This is a genomic window from Candidatus Firestonebacteria bacterium RIFOXYD2_FULL_39_29 (genome assembly GCA_001778375.1).
Classification (GTDB): Bacteria; Oederibacteriota; D2-FULL-39-29; order D2-FULL-39-29; family D2-FULL-39-29; genus D2-FULL-39-29.
In genome coordinates, this window is record MFGV01000078.1 from 1 (window position 1) to 18,523 (window position 18,523).

An 18,523-nucleotide genomic window follows, 5' to 3' on the forward strand; every position below is an offset into this window, starting at 1 on the left:
TAAAAAACCGCTTCTTGGTTCCAGTTGTCAAAGAACGGTGTTTCTAGAAATAATTGCGACACAGTCTGAATTAATTTATGGTATACTACTTCAGAAATAGAGATATTAAGCAAGGAGGACGGTGTTATGGATTATATAATGATGCAATTTCAGGCTTTGCCGAATCTGGTGAAATTTTCTGTTTATACTTTAATCTTTGTTCTTGTCTATCAGTTCTTTACAAAATGGATAGAGAGAAGGCTTAATAAGAAGAAGTTTTTTCCTGTTCATACAAAATTTGTGATAAGAGTGTGGCGTGTTTTCTTTTTTATAATATATATTGTTTTTGTTGTTGTGTTCGCAAAGATCGGGGATTTAAGTACGCTGGGTGTTTCAGCGGCATTTCTTGGTATGTTACTCGGCTGGTCTCTGCAGGCTCCGGTCACGGGGGTTGCGGCCTGGCTTCTTGTAATATCGCTGCATCCTTTTAAGATAGGCGACAGGGTTATAATAGCGGGAACGATAGGCGATGTAAGAAATATAGGCCCTATGTACATAACACTGGAACAGGTTGGCGGCACTGTAGGAGGAGAAGAGCAGTCCGGACGCGCGATCCTTATTCCCACCGCAGTTTTATTCGGACAGGTAATTACAAATTACAGGCTGGATTTTAAATACAGAGCTGAAGAGATGGAAGATCAAAACATTGAAGAAGGTTATATCCTTGATGAAGTACCGGTAAGAATTACTTTTGAAACAAACTGGGATAAAGCCTCGGAAATACTTATAAACTGCGCTCTGGAAATTACTTCTGATGCCATAAGTAATACAGGAAAAAAGCCTTTTATAAGATCGGAGTTTCTGGACTGGGGTGTTTTAATAAGGCTTAGATATTATGTAAAGGCCAGCCAGAGGCAGAAGGTTTCAAGCGATATTGTTGAGAAGGTATTTAAAAAATTTGCAACCGTAAAAGATGTTCAATTTGCCTATCCTCATTCTGAGGTGATTTATAGGGCGAATATAAGGGAATAAAGTTATTAGTCCATAAAAGTCTGTAAAGGTCTATAACGTCTATAAAAGTAAAAAAAGCATTTGACTAAAAAACAGTAAGGTATTAAGGAAAAATGCTAGCTACGTGTAACTAGAAATTTATAGTCTTGAGTTATGGGGTTAAGGCGTGATATAACTGTAATGGTCTAACTGGACGCTTTATTATTGTCCGTAGATGAAAGAAAATAAGAGAGGGAGGAATACATGGCTAAAGTTGTTGAAGGTGGAGCAGCTCCGGTAAAGAAGGCGGCGTTTGGCGGTAAGGTTATAAAGTGGAGTAAAGTAAAGGATGTAAGGATCGGAGAGATTTTTGGAGATAAAGACTGCGGTATGGGTGAGCAAATAAAGTTGATCTGGGCATTCATTAAGAAGAACAAAATCAACGAGTAGTTAAAACTATGGACGGGTATATGACTATCATCAGATACTCGTCCATTTTCTTTTTTTATTTGATAAACTTTTTTATTAATTTCAGTGCTTCATTCTTCGTTTTAGCCTTTCCTGTTGCTTGAGCTTCCTTTGCTTTTTCCAAAAGTTTGCCTATTGTTGGGGACGGGGGTAATTTAAAGTGTTTCATAATGTCGTGGCCGTTTAAAAGCTGAGATTCTTTAGTTTCAGTGGATATTTTGTAATACTCTTTAAAAAGAGTTTCAATCACTTTTTTATGAACGGATAATGTTTTCTTATCTACTTTGACGCCTCTTGCAGAAAGGCGGTCAGCCCAGGATAGAAGGAGTACCTCCGTTGATTCCCTGTCTGTGTCCCTGAAAAATTTATAAACAGCTCTTTTGGATATCTTCTTTAAACCCGCAAGATATCCGGTCCTAAGGTGGCATTTGATTACCTTCATTCCGGTGTTGATCTCATCGTTGGAAAGTTTTAATTGTTTTCCTATTATTTTGAAGTTTTCCGCGCCTGCAAGTTCATGAGTGTAAAAGTGTGTCCCTTTTTTGTCTTTTGACTTTGTCCCGGGTTTTCCGCTGTCGTGAAGGAGAACGACAAGTTTTAAAAAAGTACTCCTGTCAAATTGACCCGACTTTTGTTTCATTCTTTCCCGGATGAAAGTTTTAATCTCTATAGGGAGATTAAAATCAAGGCTTGCATATAGCTCTTCAAGTTTATTCAGGGATTCTATGGAATGATCGAATACGTCCAGATGGTGAAACCCGGGCTGGGAAACACCTTTCATCTTCATTATAATTGGGAATATTTTCTCAAGCAGACGGAGTTTGTCCAATAATATAATATACTCTGCTGATCTTTCTGATGTAAAAAGCTTAAACAGTTCATCTCTTACCCGTTCTTTAGCCGGTCTGGAAATTAATCCTGCCATTGATTTGATATTCTTTGCTGTTTTTGGGGCAAGTTTGAAATTTAGTGTTGCGGCGAAACGTACCGCCCTTAGAAGACGGAGAGGATCCTTTTTATATACCGCTTTTCCTGTTGTTTCCCTTATTATGCCGTTCCTTAAATCCCGAATTCCGCCGAATATATCTATTATCTCTTCGCTGTTAACTTCTTTTGCCAGAGCATTGACCGTGAAATCCCTTTCTTTTAAATCCTCCTCAATTGTTTTTCCCCTGCCTTTGGAAAAGTCACAAATATATTCTCCTTTGCAAACTACCCGGTAGATATTGAAGGCATCGGAAAGTTCTACCAAGGTTCCTTTAGCAGCTTTTGCAAAGGCCTTAGCCGTTTTTTTGGCGTTTCCGTAAACCACAAAATCAATATCGGAAATAACCTCTTTTTGCAAGAGAGAATCCCGGAGGTATCCGCCTGTCAGGTAAATCCTTGCATTGTTCTTCTTCGCTGTTTTTGCAGCCAGGTTTATCAGAACAATCCCGCTTTTGCCTTCGTTTTTAGCGTCTGAGCTCACAAATCTCCTTTTAATTTTTCTTTTACAGTATTTGAAACACCCGTTAACTTTGATATCTCTTCAGTCGAAATATTGTTAACATCCTTTACCCGGGCAAGTATTATTCGTTTGGTTTTTTCGCCGATACCTTTTATGCTGTCCAGTTTTGATCTTACCGTACTTCTGTCCCGGAGCGTTTTATGATAACTGACGGCGAATCTGTGTGCTTCATCCCTTACGTACTGTAAAAGATGAAGTGCCGCGGAATCCTTCTTCAAGCGTAAAGGTGAAGAGGAAGCGTCAAAATATATTTCTTCTTCCCGTTTTGCGAGAGAGATTAAAGGAATATTTATTCCAAGATCAGTTAGAACTTCCTTTGCCGCGTTTAGCTGGCCTCTTCCTCCGTCAACAAGAATGAGGTCAGGCAGCTTTTTTTCTTCAAGAGCTCTTTTATATTTTCTTCCGATAACTTCTTTGAGCATTTCTGTATCATCCGGACCGGAAACTGTTTTGATCTTGAATTTTCTGTAGCCGTTCTTGTCCGGTTCGCCGTTAAAAAAATGGACCACGGAACCCACAGCGTTAGTGCCTGAGATATTTGAGATGTCCACGCCTTCTATGGTCAGGGGCAAGGTTTTAAGTGAAAGTAAACTCTGTAAGCCGTTAAGCGCTTTTTCTATTTGTGTATCCATGGACTCTTCCTTAGCTTCCAGGGACATCTTCACTTTGCCGGCATTTTGCGCGGCAATCAGTTGTGCAAGTTCTTTTTGATCCCGGAGAAGCGCGGCTTGTTCGTAATCCATATTCTCTGAGGCCTTCTTCATTTTTGCCTCAAGCTTTTTCTCCAGTTCCTTCTGTTTCCCGCTTAAAAAGTTAATTACTTCTTTGACCTGATCAGCGTACTCCTCTTTTGTTGTTTTTTTCAGGCAGGGAGCGCTGCAAAACTTTAGCTCTTCTTTTAAACAGGCCCGTCCGGTTATTTTTCCCGGAGGAAGCGGAAGTACCAGTCTGCAGCTTCGAAGCTTGTAGGTTTTCTGTATCACTTTGATTATCTTTCCGACTGAGCCAAAGACGTAAGGACCAAAATATTTGCCGTTGTCCGGCAGAACCCGTCTTGTTAAGGAAATCTGGGGATACTCTTCATTTATAGAAAGTTTAATATAGGGGTAGGTTTTATCATCTTTAAAAAGTACATTGTATTTTGGACGGTATTTTTTGATGAGCTTGCTTTCCAGGATCAAGGCTTCCATTTCATTTTTTGTTGTTATTATGTCTATATCGAATATCTTCGGAACCAGCGCCGCCACTTTCCGGTCGTACCTGCTTTTATCCAAAAAGTATGATCTGACACGGTCCTTTAAGTTAGCGGCCTTTCCGACATAAATAATCCTCCTGTCGGTATCCTTCATCAGGTAAACACCGCTCTTTTCAGGTATAGTCTTAATTTTCTCAGCCAGGCTCATTAGAAGCCATTTTACCGATATAAGAGATGAAAATCAAGATGCAAAACCTGCCAGAAAGCCGATTAATACCTCAATTCTCGGATTTCAGGACTGACCCGAAATCCAAAGTAAAAAAGCTTAGCTTTGAGTATTGTATTGAAGGTTCAAGGGAATTTCGGGTGAATAAATTATTGTAATAAATCAAAAATATGTGCTACAATTACATTAATCCGAAAAGGTAAACCCATCGCAAGGTGGGGGCGCAAAGTTCCAGTCCGGCACATGCTTCAAAAGAATGCTCTGAGTAAAGTCGAATGAAATTGAGCAGAGGAGTTCGAACTTACTGCAGAAATACTTGAGAAAATCATGTGACGGAGGCTGAACTGCCGATCCGGCACCAATCTGGATAGAACATAGAATTTTGGATCTGGTTTAAGTTGTAATGAATGCCAGGTTCAAAGGTCGGTGTGAAAAACAGGTGCCGGACCTTGAATTACTGGAGGAACGATGCATGCATGGTGCTGTAAACTAGGGCTTAAAATAGAAAAAACATCAAAAATCCCGCCTTTTGTATATTCTCATATTGCAAAGCATTGCTTTCCTGTTTTAATAAAACCAAAACCATGGGAGGGTTAATGATGGAAAGATCAAAGAGGGTGAAGTTATTCTTTTGTTCCCTTAGAAGCAGGTTGCTGTCAAATTGCCAGGCCTCTGCAAAAGAAGAAAGCGGATTTATTCGAAATATAAGTGAAAAAGGCATGTGCATTTCTACTGTATTTTCTCTGAGTAAAGATGATGTTATTTCTACTTATTTCAGATTGCCGTCCGTAGATCACACATTTTTCTTTAAAGCGAAAGTAGCCTGGGTTAAAAATGATGAAGTCGGGTTACGCTTCCAGGATATAAACGAAGAGGACCGTAATCGTATAAGAGAATATATTGAATCATACAATAACACCAATATGTTTAAATATTATCAACAGCTTCAAGATTTGTTTGCATATTGTGAAGCAGATACAGAAGAGAAGAAAAAAGAAGTATATAGATTGAGATATCTGATTTACACAAAAGAGCATACTTGGGAACCGCCTAATGAGACCGGTCTGGAAATTGATGAATATGATGCCAAGAGTACTATTTTTATGGTAAAGGATAGAAATGATGTAACAATAGCTTCAACCAGGTTAATTCCTGCAGATAAATACAAGCTGCCTTTAGAAACGCATTTTGATGTGGATGTTCTCCGGAACGGAAAATATAAGAGGGAAAATGTAATGGAGATATCCAGATTTTGTATTGCAAGGGAGTATCGAAGAAGAGTTGATGACTTGCAATATAAAGAAAATAATACAGAGGCAAAATTCAGCACTGAAAAAGAATTGAAAGATAATTTTGCCGGAGCGAGATCTCCTAATCTTCTGATCGGGCTTTGGAGGATTTTATATCAATACGCAATTATTCAAAAAAAACAATATTCATATCTTGTTACTGAAAGCCGTCTGGCAAATTCATTAATAAATGCCGGGCTAAATCTTGAAAAAATAGGCGAGCCCAGAAATTATCATGGTATGCGGACCCCGTATTTTATAAATCTTGCGGAAACCGGTAAAGTCTTGGAAGCTGTAAATCCAGTATTATTGCAGTGGTTTAATAGCGGTATGAAATTAAAAGAATAATGTTTCTTAAAAAGAAAATAAGGAGTTCTTATGGGTGAAGTCAAATTTAATTATAAAGAGGCGTTTTTACGTAATATAGGAATAGTGACCGAGGCCGAACAGGAAAAAATATCAAAAGTTACCGTGGCTATAGCAGGAATGGGCGGTGTCGGCAGTTCTTATGCTCTGAATTTTGCGAGGCTCGGCGTCTGCCGCTTTGTCATCTCCGACCCTGATACCTACTCAGTTTCAAACTTGAACCGCCAATACAGCGCCACTATGGACACCATAGGAAAAAACAAAGCAGAGGTGACAAAAAATATTATTCTTTCGATAAATCCCACTGCAGAGGTAAAAATAATACCGGGAGGGATAAGAAAAGAAAACATTGATGAATTTCTTGAAAAAGCGGATATATTTATAGACGGGTTTGATTTTTTTGAGGTGGATATCAGACTGGAAACATTTATGACTGCCAGAAAAAAAGGAATATATTCCTTAACTGCGGCGCCTTTTGGCTTTAGTTCGACACTTTTGGTTTTCTCTCCAACCGGAATGAGTTTTGTGGAATACTTCAATATTAAACCCGGTATGGAAAAGATGGAAAAACTCGCGTCTTTTGCCGTGGGTCTTGCACCTGCAGCGCTTCATTTCAAATATATGGACCTGAAAAAAGTAAGTCTTAGCAACAGGAGCGGCCCATGTATAGCGCCCACGTACGGCCTTACGACTTCATTAATAGTTACAGAATCTTTGGCTATACTTTTAAACAAGAGGAAGTCAAAATGTATTCCGCACTATTATCAGTATGATCCTTTCCTTCAAAAGCAGAAATATGGTTATCTGATAGGGGGTAATAAGAACCCTGTTCAGAAATTAAAACTAAAATATTTATTATGGAAGCTTGCCAAAGAGCAGGAAAAGAAATGATTAATACAGAGATTTTATACGATATAATCGGACGTGGGCTTAGAGCGCCCTCAGGAGATAACTGTCAACCGTGGAAATTTGTTTATGACAAAAATAATGATTTTATTGATGTCCATATTGTTCCGGAAAGAGCAAAAGCTTTTCTTGATGTTGATCTAAAAGCAACCTGTATATCAATAGGCGCTGTTATAGAAAACATCAGTATTGCTGCGAAAAAATCCGGTTATGATTCTGAGTTTATTTATTTCCCTGATGAAAATGATGATGGTTTGTGCGCCAGAGTCAAATTAACAGAATCATCAAAAGAAGAAGGCATGTATCCGTTTATTGATAAAAGAAGTACAAATAGAAGACCGTTTCTGCCTTACAAAAAAATACCTGTAAATGTTATCAAGCAGCTGGAAGAGTCTGTAAAAGGTAATAACAGCCGTTTGATACTGAGTGATAACAGTAAGCTAAAAAGAAAAGCGGCTCTTATGGCGGCGAAAAGCGACTGGATCAGGTACAATAACGAAATAATGCATACCGAATTTATGGAAAAAATAAGATTTTCAAGAAAAGAGTCAGAAATGAAGCATGATGGCTTTGATACGGGGCATCTTGGAATAGGTAAAGCCGGGGTGCTGTTTTTGCGCTCTCTGAAGCCCTGGAAAAGAATGAAATTTTTAAACAAGTTTGCCGGAATGAACAAAATGATGTCTTTGAGCACGGCTGCTATGATAATGAGCTCTTCCAATGTCGGGTTAATATACACCGATAATTCAACTCCGGGGGATTTTATAAAGGGCGGACGGGATTTGGAAAGATTCTGGCTTACCGCTGCGGCAAATAATGTACTGGTACAGCCTATGACAGTTATAACATTATTTATAGAGAGAATAAAAAAAGGCCAAAATAACGGCTTTAACGCGAAAGAAGATATTTTTGCAAGAAAACTTTATGAAGATTTTAAAGAAATATTTCCTGTAACGGATAAAAACGGTCTGATATTACTTTTTAGGCTGGGTTACGGCTTTCCGTTAAAAGAGTTGTCTCTAAGACGGCCTATACAGGAAATGTTAACCATTAAAGGGATACAAAGATAGATACCGTTTTGATCTGCCTGCTATAGTGTGTTTTTATGTAAATCGCAGTATTCTGTTAAATGCCGAGAGGAAAGCAGACCATAAAAATATTAGGAGAGATTCGTGAAAAAAGATATGATAGAGCTTGTTCGGGTTTCCAAAATTTATAATACCGGCGATATATCCTTTTCTGTGCTAAAAGATGTAACGCTGAGAATAAAAGAAGGAGAAATAGCGGCTATTGTCGGACCTTCCGGCTCCGGTAAAACAACTCTGCTGAATATTATAGGAACTCTTGACACGGCTTCAAACGGCAAAGTATTTATAGACGGCGAAGAGGTAAATAGCGCGGATTCGAAAGGTTTAAACAGAATAAGAAAGGAAAAAATAGGTTTTATCTTTCAGTTTTATAACTTATTCCCGACGCTTACTGCAGCTGAAAATGTGGAAGCGGGGCTTGAGATGCTTGATATAAAAAAAGGTGAAATAAAGAAACGGACTGCTGAATATTTAGAGCTTGTAGGGATGGGAAGTAAGATGAATAAATTTCCTTCCCAGCTTTCCGGCGGAGAACAGCAAAGGGTGGCTATAGCCCGGGCTCTTTCAAAAAATCCCAAGCTTATACTGGGGGATGAGCCGACCGGCAACCTGGATGAAGCCACGGGAAATCAGATCGTAAAGTTAATGCTGGAAATTAACAGGAAGATGAAAACAACTTTTGTGATTGTTACTCACAATCCAAAAATAGCTAAAATCTGCCACAAAATAATAAAGATTAAGGACGGAAGTATTCAATAAATATATGAAAAAGATATATATCAAATTTCTAAGGGATTTGTTTGCTTCAAAATGGCTTTCTGCAGCCGTGATGCTGATTATAGCTTGTGGAGTCGGTACTTACAGCGGCATTGAAATGTCCATTGATAGTTTATTTTTTACGAAAGATAAAATATTTGAAACCGAAAACTTTGCAGACCTTGAAGTTCTCTTCATGCCAAATGATATTAATAACTTACCCGGTTTTGCCGATATTCCCGGCATTGAGAGTGTAGAGCGCCGCCTTGTTTTTCCGGGAGAAGTAAAACTGAAAAAAAAGGGAAAGCTTCCCGGAAGAATGATACTTCTTGAGACTTTGGTTCCAAAGGTAAACAAGTTAAATGTAGTAAAAGGTCTGCCCTTAAAGGAAAACAATTTTAATACTGTAGTGATTGAGCATTTTCTGGAGAAAGAAGAAGGGTTTAAAGTCGGAGATAATATTGAACTTCAAGTAGGAAAAAAGGTTTACAATGTAAAGATTGGCGGTATTGTTAGAAGTCCTGAGTATATCTTGAGTTCTGCAAATCCAGATTATTTTCTGCCTTCTCTTTTAGGCGTGGTTTTCGGGGATCTTAATCTTGTATCTGATTCTCTGGGATTTACAATGATAAATGATATTGTATTTAAATTCAAACCGGGAGTCGATAAAGTAAAATTGAAAGAGAGTATTTCCTCGAGAATGTCAAAGCTTAATGTTGAAGCTGTTTTTACCAATAAAGATCATTTTTCAAACAGATTCCTTACCATGGATTTAAACGCTTTTAAAGTATACACGCCTGCAATAGAAATTACTATCTGCCTCCTCGTTTTTATACTTGTACTTATAATATTTAACAGGATAATATCCGAGCAAAAGAAAGAAATCGGAGTCATGCTGGCCTTTGGTTACAGGAAGAGGGAGATCCTTGCCTGCTTTATGTTCGGTGGTTTTGTTATTTCCTTTCTGGGAGTGCTTATAGGCATTGTAGTTACATTTATTGTAAGAAATACTTTTGCAAACACCTACTCCTCCTTGCTGGATTTTCCCGTTTTATATATGATATTTTCTTTCAAGACAATGGCTGTAGGAATAACAGTAACGCTATTATTGGCTCTTTTCGCTGTCTTTGTTTCCGTTATTGGCTTTTTACGGCTGACTCCTCAGGAAATTATAAGAGGAGAAGTATCCGGTGCCGGTATTATAAGATTTTCTGTTGTTAAAAATTTATTTATGCTTTTTTCAAAACTTCCGGTGGAAATAAGATTTGGAACCAGAAATATATTCAGACGTCCGGGGATTGTCGCAGTCACAATAATATCCGTCGGCCTGGCGCTTGCGGTTTCTATCTCATATATCGCGGCGGTAGGCTCTTTCAGGAAAACGATAGAAAAAAACTTTAACGGAGAAAAGTGGGATGTGGTGGTTGATTTTCTTTATCCGATTATGCTTGATGAACTGAAAGAATTAAGACAGGAAAAAGAAATTTCTTATAGCGAGGCGTTTTTCAGAAGATCCGTGGAAGTCGGAAAATCGGGAGCTTATGAAGGCGCCCGGTTGTTCGGTATAAACCCTGAAAGCAGATTTAAAGAGATTAAATTAACTGACGGCGGTATTTATAAATTTTCAAAAAATGAGAACGAAGCTGTTTTAAGCGTGGACTTGGCGGATAAAATCGGATTAAAGCTTGGGGAAATTTTCGAGGTCAGGGTAAGGGAAGGAAAAGTGTTTAATTTCAAGCTGGCAGGAACTATAGCAGAAGTGACAATAGGTCAGATAATAATTCCGTTTGAAGTTGCCAGAAAAATACTGGAGTTCCCGGATGAATGCACGGGATTGTACATAAACTCTTCTTCTGATCCAAAGAAGATAACTGCAGATCTTAGAAAATATGAGTATACCGGCAACATCACTATTAAACAAAAGATTGTCGGTGAGTTCATGGAAATGTCAAAGCAAATGGTAAAGACAATAAGTATCGCAACCATAATGAGCCTGGCGGTTGCAATAATATTTATTTTTACTATAATGAATCTTTCTATCAGCGACAAAAAAGGGGAATATGTGCTTTTAAAGGCTCTTGGCTACGGGAAAAAGCAGCTGGCAGCAATAATAATATCAGAAGCTTTGTTTTTAACGGTAATAGCGAATATTATCTGTATTCCTTTTACTCTTTTTGTTACGGATTTTTTAAACCTGAGAATGGAAAAAGCCTGGTTTAAAGTGTATAATTATTTTGAAATTGGCGATTTTTTGATGGTAATAATACCTTGTTTGTTACTTGTGCCCGTTGCGGTATTATACGGTATTAAAAAGACGTATGACTTAAATATAGCCGAAGTGCTTAAGACAAGGGTTATAGAGTAAAACTATGGAGGAGAAAAATGGTTAAAAATATATTAAAGTTAGTGACCAGGATTTGTTTTTTTGTATTTATCGCGGCCGGTTCATTCCTCTTTGCGGAGCTGAAACCGTCGGAAATAATGGATGCGGTTTTAAAGCAAGGCTCTTCCGAAGATCAAGTGATGAAAGTAAAAATGACCCTGGTCTCAGAAGGGAATAAAACACATGAACGTACGGCAACGCTTTATAGCAAAAGAAAAAAAGGGGAAGATGACATGCGTTTGATTTATTTCCATACCCCTCTGGATATGGCTGATAACGGTGTTTTAACCATAGAAAACTCAAATAGAGACAATGATCAGTGGGCTTATATTCCTGCGTATCATACTGTAAGACGCATAGCTTCGTCAAATTTAACTGATAATTATATGGGCACTGACTATAGTTATGAGGATGCGGCGGATCCTATTACTTCAAAATATTTATACAAAATAGTATCAAATGAGACTATCAGAGACACCGTATGGACGGTAATAAGTGCAGTACCTGTGAATAAGAAACTAAAGAGTGAAACGGCCTACTCGGAAATTACATATTGGGTGGATCCGGTAAAATATGTTGTTTCCCGGACAATATACAGGGATAAAGACGGGAAAATGTTTAAAGAACTTGTTAATTCTGATCTTAAAAGCTATGAGACCAAAGAAGGTGTTAAATACAGATGGGAACGTACTGAGATGAAGAATATTAAAACAAAGCATAAAACGATAACTGAAGTTACTTCAATAAAGATTGACAGCGGTATTTCTGAAAATATCTTTACGGAAAGGTATCTTAAAACAGGTAAATGATGCGGAAAATACCGGAAATATCAATACTGTCTGCCGTAATCGTAGTTTCACTTATTTCAGTTTCTTTTACAGCAGATAATAGTATCTATTACAATAGAACAAAAGGTAATAAGTCTAACAGAACCTTTTTGGAAAGGCTGAAAGACGAAATAAATTCCATGGATATTTATTTTAAAGGTGAAGCTAAGTACAGTTACTTCTGCTATCAGACTAAAAGTGAGTACACCTTAAACGACAGAAGAGAAATTGATTTTAATCCTGAACTGAAATGGTATTTAAATAAAAAGTTATTTCTATTGATAAACGGCAATATTCGTTATGATTTTGACAGCACAAGCAGATCAAGGGTTGTTCCAAGTGAACTAAATTTTACCTATACCGGAGAAGCTGTTGATGTTATTCTTGGAAAACAATTTATAACCTGGGGCCGCGCCGACTCCTATAAAGCGGTTGATGTCTTTAAAAGACATGATTTGACCGATCCTGTTGAAAATATAGAAGAAACTTTATGGGCTCTTAAGTTAGGTTTTTCTTTTAAAGAGTCAAATATAGAGTTTGTTCTGATTCCTTTTTTTGAAGAGGACGAAATGCCGGACAACTCTGACAGCAGATGGTTTTTTCTGCCGAGGACAAAAAATATTCCCGGAGTCGGGGATGTGAATTTATCCTATTCCTATGATTATTCGAAACTTCCTCCAAAAGATCTCTCGTCTTCTTCGTTTGGCGTAAGATACAACGGAAGAAACGAAGGGCTGGATTATTCTTTCACTTACGCATTCAGCTATGACAGAGCGCCGGTCCAATATTTGAATTCTATTATGTCCTTTAATCCGGTATTAAAAAGCTCTGAAGTAAAAATACTGCCCGTCTATAACCGTATTAATGTTCTCGGTATTGACTGTGCGACTGTGATTGCCGGAATAGGCTTGAAAAGTGAAATAGCAAAAGTGATGCCGGAAGCTTCTGCTGATCTTGACTCTTCTATGACGCTGTCGTATTATAGATTTAATCTCGGACTGGATAAAGATTTTGGCAGTGTTTTTGCCAATATAAATCTTTTTATAATAGTTCAGTATTTATATGATTCCGGATATTCAGCCGGGGATCTTTCTTTAAGACATATTTTCAGGCATGCCTTAGCCGGAAAGATAGAGCTGAAATTAAGCGAATGGGTGATATTAGATTTAAAGTCATTTAATAATCTGGAGTATTTTGACAGCCTTCTTCAGCCGGAGATTACCTGGAAAGGTATTGAAAATATCTCAATAGTACTCGGAGCGGACATACTGCAGGGTAATGAAACAGGACTTTTCGGCCGGTTTAAGGATAACACCAGAATAAGATTGGAAGCAAAGATATATTTTTAAGGTAAACAAATCATTAATATTCAAATCCTGGTTCCTTCCGGTACTAAAGGCGGGAAAAAACTTCCGTGTAGATATCTTTTCTGTGCATTATGGCTTTAAGGCGCTATTTCCAAGCCTCTTTATGGGAAATAAGTTTTTTGCTTTTGTCTCTTTTTCCTGCTATACAGCCTAAAGCAGTATCTTCATGCAATTCAACTGCTTCTTTAACAAGAAAGTTAACTTCAGATGATAAGGAAGTATGATTCATCTTTGCTAAGTCCGCAATGCTTTTGTAAGTAGATTTTTTAAGCACAACGTTTATTCTCAGATTATTTGTAGCCATATTTTTACCCTCCTGATAAAGTGTATCATAAGTGTTAAACTCTGTCAAAAAAATTCCGGCAGATGCTCACGGGAATTTCTAAAACTTCTTGTATTCTCTGCTGTTTAATTATACAATATATTATAAACACATTCGATTGCAGGGGGACGAATGAAATATTTCCCGGAAAGAAATAAGAATTTAAGCAAATTTAACAGGATAGAAAATACATAGATGAATCCAAACCCACATATTTTAGACGTGGGTTTTTTGTTTAAAGCAAAAATAGTGCAAAAAAAGCAGATGCTGTCCCTTGGACTTGAGGAGATAAGGTGAGGAAAAAAAGAAACTATTATTTATTCGCATTTTCAGTGTTATTGTTGTTGTTATATCCATCGTTTGCTCATGCAGATGTCGGAGTGCCGATGATTTTCTTGACACTTCCGGCAATGATAATTGCACTAATCCCAATAATTATAATCGAAGCCTTTATATTCACCAAAATGCTTAAAGTAGATTTTAAAACTGCTTACCTGCCTTCTACAGTTGCTAATGCCGTTTCTACAATTATTGGTATTCCTCTTTCATGGGCGCTTATGTTGGCTTTTGAGATATTATTTGATGGAGGAAAAGCCTATGGTTTGTTAACTATTGGGAAAAAGGTAATTGCTGTGACTTTGCAATCTGCTTGGTTAGTCCCATATGAAGGCGATCTATGGTGGATGGCTCCAATAGCTGCAGCTGTTGGACTTATTCCGTCATATTTTATTTCTGTTTTTATTGAAAATTGGATTGTCAAAACGTATTTTAAAGATAAGGATAAGAAGGACATTAAAAAAGCAGTTATTAAAGCAAATCTGGTTACTTATGGTATTTTGCTTTTAGTGTGTGCCGGAATACTTGCTTACCAGTTTGCAGTACATAAAAAATAGCAGAGAAGTAAAAAAGGCGGAATGGATTGGAAATTGCAGGAGTATCAAGGGAAAATGAAAAGTAGCTGGAGGGAGAATGGTTGAAACAAAGAAAGACCCGTGGCTTGGAGTAATATTTAGTTATATTCTTCCGGGGTTGGGGTATATCTATGCAGGGGCGAAGGCAAAAGGGCTTGTTATAATGTCTGTTTGGCTGTCTCTGATATTACTTTCAGCTTATGGTGTTTTTTCCGAAGGTCCTGCTTCTGTATATGTTATGTATATGGCAATTCCTGCTTTAGTATTATTTTGTTACTATCAGCTAAAGACCGTTCATAGTTATATCAGGAAAAAAAACCCGAGAGATTATGCGATAAAGAAGGATGAATTCCTGGCTGCTTGCTTGAGTCTGTTTATTCCTGGGCTGGGACAGTTATATTTAAAAAAGGTTATAGAGGGTGTGTCTTGCATTTTGCTTGCCTTCGTGATTGTAGCGTTAAAAATTGATGCGTATTTAGAAAAGCTTCTATTCCTTCTTTTGTATATATTTTCTATTCTCCACGCTTATAAAGCTGCTAGGGAGTTAAACGGAAAAACATCTTGGACGCTTAAAGTAAACAAGAATCTGTTTGTTCTTGTTATAGCGTTATTTCTGTTATCAGAAATATTGCCTTGGAGAACAATAATTAAAAAACATCTGATCCAAACATTTACTTTATCAGCCGGTTCAATGGAATCAACTCTTCTGGTAGGAGATCAACTTTTTGTCTCAAAATATGCATATAAAATAAGTAAAGTAGAAAGATTCGATATAATAGTTTTTAAGGCTCCTATAGAAAAGAAACCGGTATATATAAAAAGATGTGTTGGATTGCCGGGAGATAAGGTTGAAATCAGAAAAAAGAGACTTTTCATTAACGGAATAGAACAGACCGAACCTTATGCTAAACATATCGATACCAATGTAATAAAAGAGAGAGATGATTATTTTTTACTTGTTATTCCGCAGGGGAAATATTTTGTTTTAGGAGATAATAGGGATTCCAGCTATGATTCAAGACATTTTGGGTTGATTGACAAGAAAGATATAGTTGGAAAGCCTATTAAGATCTGGTTGCCATTAAATCGAATAGGTCCGGTAAAATAAAATTATGAAGATATTAAAAACTGTACTAAAAGTATTAGGGGTTCTCGTGATAGTGCTTATCGCTGCTATTGCGGCATTGCTTTATTTTACTCGCGATGATTCTATCGAGAAATATTGCAGAGATGTAATTAAGAATCCTTCAAAATATCCGGCTTTGTATCTGAAAAACTATGTTTTTGATAAAAATGCGTCAATCGCGGATAGAATTAAGGTTGCGCCTGACTTTGTCCTTGAAAATTTAAAGAAAAACAAGGTGTTTGGTAACTATTCTGTATATGTGCCATCTAATGATGAAAAAAAGCTTGTTGAGGAATATTTTGATCTTTTACCAAAGCTAAATAGAGATGTATTGACTGCCAAGCTGATAGGAATATATTTTATTAATGATTATGACGGCGGGGGCAGTACAGGCTGGGTAATGGATAAGAACAATGATATGTATGTATATATGGTTATCAATTCTGTACTTTTAAAAGAAAATATTTCGCATTGGCTTACATATAGGGAAAACAATTGTTTTTATCCGGCAGATAAAATTGTTGTAAACTGTGGTAAAAAGTATAAAGGTTTATTATATGGACTTCTTCACGAGTCAAATCATGTAGTTGATCTCGAACTCGGAGTAACGCCGTACTTAAGTGAAGAAGTTAGATATTTAAAGAAATTAAAAAACAAGAAAACGAAATTTACCAAAGATATTTGGTTGAAGTATCGTAATCCTTGTGAAGAATATGATTTTATGGGAAGGTCAAACTTGACATATTATACAAAGCTTAGAGTACCTTTCAATAAAACATATTACGTAAATCTGAGTAAATCTCCGTTTGTTTCATTATATGGCAGTCAAAATTGGGCGGAAGATTTTGCAGATATGGCTACTTTTTATTACCTTACACAAATTCTTAAGCAACCCTATGAGATAAAAATATTAGAAGGTGATAATGCTACAACTGTTTTTCCAATGTTATCAGATAAAGTAAAAGACAGATTTAAAACATTTGAGAGTCTATATAAATGAACGTGTTTGATGCAAAATGCAATCAAAGGATAAAATGAGCAATAACAAGAAACTAACTTTAGCTCGACTTCTTGTAATAGTTGCGGTTATTTATATATTTACAAATTCCTTTCCTCTTATTGTGTATCATTATTTCATACACAGCGATGCATGTTACTATTGGGAGTTCATTTTAAATTTCCCTTATTTATTATTTTTAGATGCAATTGGGAAGGTTATTAAACATCCATTTTACTCGTCCGGAGATCTTTTTAGAAATATTCCGTCAGTTTTCTTTATTTGCGGATTAATATTTTATGAGCTAATTACAGTGGTGATCTGGTTGCTGATAAAAGGTGTACGAAATACATTTGTCAGGATAATCAAATGAAAAAAACATTAACAACCCTGGCAATCTAAACCAGACCTGAAAGGAATCTGGCAGCTCCGGTTATAACAAAACCATCCTGATCGATTAAACGATCCTGCTCCAAAGTAACTATATAGTTATACGGGATACTAAGTTTTTCCCTGAAATATTTATGCTGTGTGGAAATTCCCTTAAATTTCGACTTTACCTCAACTGAAAACCAGGGTTTACCTCCTACAGTCACAAGAAAGTCTGTTTCTCGCTTGTCTTTGTCTCGTATATAGTAAAGTTCAGACTTGTATCCTTCTGCATCATGCAATAAATGAGTTAACTTTAGAAGATGTGAGGCAATCATATTTTCAAGCCTGGCCGATTCTTCCGGAACAGCAGACCAGTCCCACAGATAAAGTTTCGGCTCTTTCTTAAGCGCTCTTATTTTACTGTTTTGAAACGGATGAATCCGAAAATGATAATAGAAGTTCTCAAGTATGTCAAGCCAGGCTGCTACAGTCTTGTATGTAACTTTAAGGTCCTCGGTCATTGAGTTTACGGAAAGCTGCGAGCCTACTTTTGAAGGGAGGAGTTCAGTAAGAATAAGCATAGATGATAGATCTGACAACTGTTGTATATCACGGATATCGTCTTTAACAATTCTTTCAGCCCGTTCTTCATGCCATCTTCTAAGCTCCGTATCCTTGCCGGCGTAATATACCTCCGGAAAACCCCCAAATTTTAACAATCTTTCGAATATTTTCTGATTTACTAATGAACGATCTAGTTTGATATCTTTGAATGGTTCAGGAATAATGCTGGTACCTGTAAGTTCAGCTATCGAAAGGGGGTGGAGTCTGTAATATCTATATCTTCCTAATAACGAATCTCCGCCTCTTCTGAAGACATCCAATCTTGAACTCCCGGTTACAATTATTTTAAGGCCTGGTGAAAACTTGTCGTATAACCCTTTAACATAATTCTTCCAATGCTTGTATTTATGCAGTTCGTCAAAGATCAATAATTCTTTTTTATGCTCAAAGGATTCAGATACTATTGATTTTCTATCGCCGGCGTGATCCCAGCTAAGATATTGAGATTTGCCATGGAAACGCTGATCTGCAGTCATTTTCGCCAGAGTAGTTTTGCCTACCTGTCTTGGTCCGCCAACAAACACCATTTTTTTCTGAAGGTCGGTTAATATATATTTTTCAAGATATCTAATTTGCATGGTTCCTCCAAATAATACTGTTCTCCAATTTGTCCATAGACAAATTGGAGTGCTATCCAATATGTCTGTATCGGGATTATAGCAATAAAAACAAATGATGTAAAGGTTTAAAAATTGCCGAGAAATAGCAAAAACATTGATTTTCAAAGAGGGACATCCACCCGCGCAGCCAATAAAATGTTTAGTCTAACAGGTGAAAGTCCTGTCTTAGCAAATTGTCCGTTCCAGCTAAGTAGATATATCTGA

17 protein-coding genes and 1 other annotated feature are annotated in these 18,523 nt (G+C 37.1%); of the genes, 13 read left to right on the top strand and 4 right to left on the bottom strand.

The features are described 5' to 3' along the window. The first annotated feature begins 126 nt into the window (after positions 1 to 126). Both A2536_00415 and A2536_00420 read left to right on the top strand, forming a co-directional pair. Complete coding sequence (locus tag A2536_00415; protein ID OGF44904.1) at positions 127 to 1,011, top strand: hypothetical protein; 885 nt, start codon at positions 127 to 129, stop codon at positions 1,009 to 1,011. A 222-nt stretch (positions 1,012 to 1,233) separates the two neighbouring features. After that, positions 1,234 to 1,419 (top strand): hypothetical protein, encoded by a 186-nt coding sequence (locus tag A2536_00420; protein OGF44905.1) that lies wholly within the window; start codon positions 1,234 to 1,236, stop codon positions 1,417 to 1,419. A gap of 55 nt (positions 1,420 to 1,474) precedes the next feature. Here A2536_00420 and A2536_00425 read toward each other — a convergent pair whose 3' ends face one another. Then, entirely contained in the window at positions 1,475 to 2,905 is a 1,431-nt protein-coding gene (locus A2536_00425) for a hypothetical protein (GenBank protein ID OGF44906.1), read from the bottom strand. Then, positions 2,902 to 4,347 (bottom strand): hypothetical protein, encoded by a 1,446-nt coding sequence (locus A2536_00430; protein ID OGF44907.1) that lies wholly within the window; start codon positions 4,345 to 4,347, stop codon positions 2,902 to 2,904. The genes A2536_00425 and A2536_00430 overlap by 4 nt, the downstream gene beginning before the upstream one ends. A 206-nt stretch (positions 4,348 to 4,553) precedes the next feature. Next, positions 4,554 to 4,717, top strand: a binding site (cyclic di-GMP riboswitch class I). 244 nt (positions 4,718 to 4,961) lie between these two features. On the opposite strand from A2536_00430, the gene A2536_00435 reads away from it, so the two are divergent. The 7 genes from A2536_00435 to A2536_00465 all read left to right on the top strand — a co-directional run bounded on the left by A2536_00435 (position 4,962) and on the right by A2536_00465 (position 13,329). Further along, entirely contained in the window at positions 4,962 to 6,002 is a 1,041-nt protein-coding gene (locus A2536_00435; protein ID OGF44908.1) for a hypothetical protein, read from the top strand. 30 nt (positions 6,003 to 6,032) lie between these two features. Next, entirely contained in the window at positions 6,033 to 6,911 is an 879-nt protein-coding gene (locus A2536_00440; protein ID OGF44909.1) for a hypothetical protein, read from the top strand. Then, positions 6,908 to 7,996: a hypothetical protein gene (locus A2536_00445; GenBank protein OGF44910.1), complete on the top strand. Its 1,089-nt coding sequence runs from the start codon at positions 6,908 to 6,910 to the stop codon at positions 7,994 to 7,996. Before A2536_00440 ends, A2536_00445 begins: the two co-directional genes overlap by 4 nt. Positions 7,997 to 8,110: 114 nt before the next feature. Continuing rightward, on the top strand, positions 8,111 to 8,773 hold the full coding sequence (locus A2536_00450; GenBank protein ID OGF44920.1) for a hypothetical protein: 663 nt from the start codon (positions 8,111 to 8,113) through the stop codon (positions 8,771 to 8,773). Positions 8,774 to 8,777: 4 nt separating this feature from the next. Continuing rightward, positions 8,778 to 11,135 (top strand): hypothetical protein, encoded by a 2,358-nt coding sequence (locus tag A2536_00455; protein ID OGF44911.1) that lies wholly within the window; start codon positions 8,778 to 8,780, stop codon positions 11,133 to 11,135. A gap of 17 nt (positions 11,136 to 11,152) precedes the next feature. Continuing rightward, positions 11,153 to 11,962 (top strand): hypothetical protein, encoded by an 810-nt coding sequence (locus tag A2536_00460; GenBank protein OGF44912.1) that lies wholly within the window; start codon positions 11,153 to 11,155, stop codon positions 11,960 to 11,962. Beyond that, a complete protein-coding gene (locus tag A2536_00465) occupies positions 11,962 to 13,329 on the top strand; it encodes a hypothetical protein (GenBank protein OGF44913.1) in 1,368 nt (455 codons plus the stop codon). Before A2536_00460 ends, A2536_00465 begins: the two co-directional genes overlap by 1 nt. Before the next feature lie 103 nt (positions 13,330 to 13,432). Here A2536_00465 and A2536_00470 read toward each other — a convergent pair whose 3' ends face one another. Continuing rightward, on the bottom strand, positions 13,433 to 13,651 hold the full coding sequence (locus tag A2536_00470; GenBank protein ID OGF44914.1) for a hypothetical protein: 219 nt from the start codon (positions 13,649 to 13,651) through the stop codon (positions 13,433 to 13,435). Between the two features lie 311 nt (positions 13,652 to 13,962). Between A2536_00470 and A2536_00475 the strand changes: the two genes are divergently transcribed. The 4 genes from A2536_00475 (at position 13,963) to A2536_00490 (ending at position 17,076) form a co-directional block, all read left to right on the top strand. Continuing rightward, positions 13,963 to 14,562, top strand: a complete 600-nt coding sequence (locus tag A2536_00475) for a hypothetical protein (protein ID OGF44915.1) — start codon at positions 13,963 to 13,965, stop codon at positions 14,560 to 14,562. A gap of 76 nt (positions 14,563 to 14,638) precedes the next feature. Continuing rightward, on the top strand, positions 14,639 to 15,688 hold the full coding sequence (locus tag A2536_00480) for a signal peptidase I (GenBank protein OGF44916.1): 1,050 nt from the start codon (positions 14,639 to 14,641) through the stop codon (positions 15,686 to 15,688). 46 nt (positions 15,689 to 15,734) lie between these two features. Then, positions 15,735 to 16,706, top strand: coding sequence for a hypothetical protein (locus A2536_00485; protein OGF44917.1), 972 nt, complete (start codon positions 15,735 to 15,737; stop codon positions 16,704 to 16,706). A 34-nt stretch (positions 16,707 to 16,740) separates the two neighbouring features. Further along, the gene (locus tag A2536_00490; protein OGF44918.1) at positions 16,741 to 17,076 is read left to right on the top strand and encodes a hypothetical protein; all 336 of its coding nucleotides are present in this window, start codon (positions 16,741 to 16,743) and stop codon (positions 17,074 to 17,076) included. Positions 17,077 to 17,101: 25 nt separating this feature from the next. Here A2536_00490 and A2536_00495 read toward each other — a convergent pair whose 3' ends face one another. Then, positions 17,102 to 18,277 carry a hypothetical protein gene (locus A2536_00495; protein ID OGF44919.1) on the bottom strand — a complete coding sequence of 392 codons (1,176 nt, stop codon included), beginning with the start codon at positions 18,275 to 18,277 and terminating at the stop codon, positions 17,102 to 17,104. Positions 18,278 to 18,523 lie beyond the last annotated feature (246 nt).

What these genes read in the sequence shown, in the direction of transcription:
- A2536_00465 (OGF44913.1), top strand. Translation starts at nt 11,962, where the DNA reads ATGCGGAAAATACCGGAAATATCAATACTGTCTGCCGTAATCGTAGTT.
- A2536_00450 (OGF44920.1), top strand. Translation starts at nt 8,111, where the DNA reads ATGATAGAGCTTGTTCGGGTTTCCAAAATTTATAATACCGGCGATATA.
- A2536_00415 (OGF44904.1), top strand. Translation starts at nt 127, where the DNA reads ATGGATTATATAATGATGCAATTTCAGGCTTTGCCGAATCTGGTGAAA.
- A2536_00495 (OGF44919.1), bottom strand. Translation starts at nt 18,277, where the DNA reads ATGCAAATTAGATATCTTGAAAAATATATATTAACCGACCTTCAGAAA.
- A2536_00490 (OGF44918.1), top strand. Translation starts at nt 16,741, where the DNA reads ATGAGCAATAACAAGAAACTAACTTTAGCTCGACTTCTTGTAATAGTT.
- A2536_00455 (OGF44911.1), top strand. Translation starts at nt 8,778, where the DNA reads ATGAAAAAGATATATATCAAATTTCTAAGGGATTTGTTTGCTTCAAAA.
- A2536_00430 (OGF44907.1), bottom strand. Translation starts at nt 4,347, where the DNA reads ATGAGCCTGGCTGAGAAAATTAAGACTATACCTGAAAAGAGCGGTGTT.
- A2536_00460 (OGF44912.1), top strand. Translation starts at nt 11,153, where the DNA reads ATGGTTAAAAATATATTAAAGTTAGTGACCAGGATTTGTTTTTTTGTA.
- A2536_00480 (OGF44916.1), top strand. Translation starts at nt 14,639, where the DNA reads ATGGTTGAAACAAAGAAAGACCCGTGGCTTGGAGTAATATTTAGTTAT.
- A2536_00435 (OGF44908.1), top strand. Translation starts at nt 4,962, where the DNA reads ATGATGGAAAGATCAAAGAGGGTGAAGTTATTCTTTTGTTCCCTTAGA.
- A2536_00470 (OGF44914.1), bottom strand. Translation starts at nt 13,651, where the DNA reads ATGGCTACAAATAATCTGAGAATAAACGTTGTGCTTAAAAAATCTACT.
- A2536_00420 (OGF44905.1), top strand. Translation starts at nt 1,234, where the DNA reads ATGGCTAAAGTTGTTGAAGGTGGAGCAGCTCCGGTAAAGAAGGCGGCG.
- A2536_00445 (OGF44910.1), top strand. Translation starts at nt 6,908, where the DNA reads ATGATTAATACAGAGATTTTATACGATATAATCGGACGTGGGCTTAGA.
- A2536_00440 (OGF44909.1), top strand. Translation starts at nt 6,033, where the DNA reads ATGGGTGAAGTCAAATTTAATTATAAAGAGGCGTTTTTACGTAATATA.